Raw genomic sequence first — 229 nt, 5'->3', positions numbered from 1 at the left:
ATCGCTGATTGGCAGAAGGTTGTTCCAATAAGCTCAAGACCAATTTCTGCCTAACACTTTCCGTTTCCTCGTTGACCACAACATTCTCAACAGGAATATCCTTACTCTTCGAATTCAAAAAATACCCCACCGATATTCCCAGACCCAAAAGAAAAAGTCCAAATACCCATTGCGCCCTAGGGAAAAGCCAAAACCAAAGGGGAAAACTTTTGCTTCTCGCTTTCTGGGT

The 229-nt window shown here is 43.2% G+C and carries 1 protein-coding gene; it reads right to left on the bottom strand.

Going from position 1 to position 229, the window contains the following annotated elements; genetic code table 11:
* Positions 1-229 (bottom strand): hypothetical protein (locus ACRHOZ_RS21750; RefSeq protein ID WP_431130527.1); only part of this gene is annotated, 229 nt, incomplete at both ends.

Source organism: Flagellimonas flava (assembly GCF_050617915.1).
In the GTDB taxonomy this organism is placed as follows: Bacteria; Bacteroidota; Bacteroidia; order Flavobacteriales; family Flavobacteriaceae; genus Flagellimonas; species Flagellimonas flava_A.
Note: the sequence above shows the minus strand (reverse complement) of the source record. Positions and strands in the feature narration are given on the sequence as shown.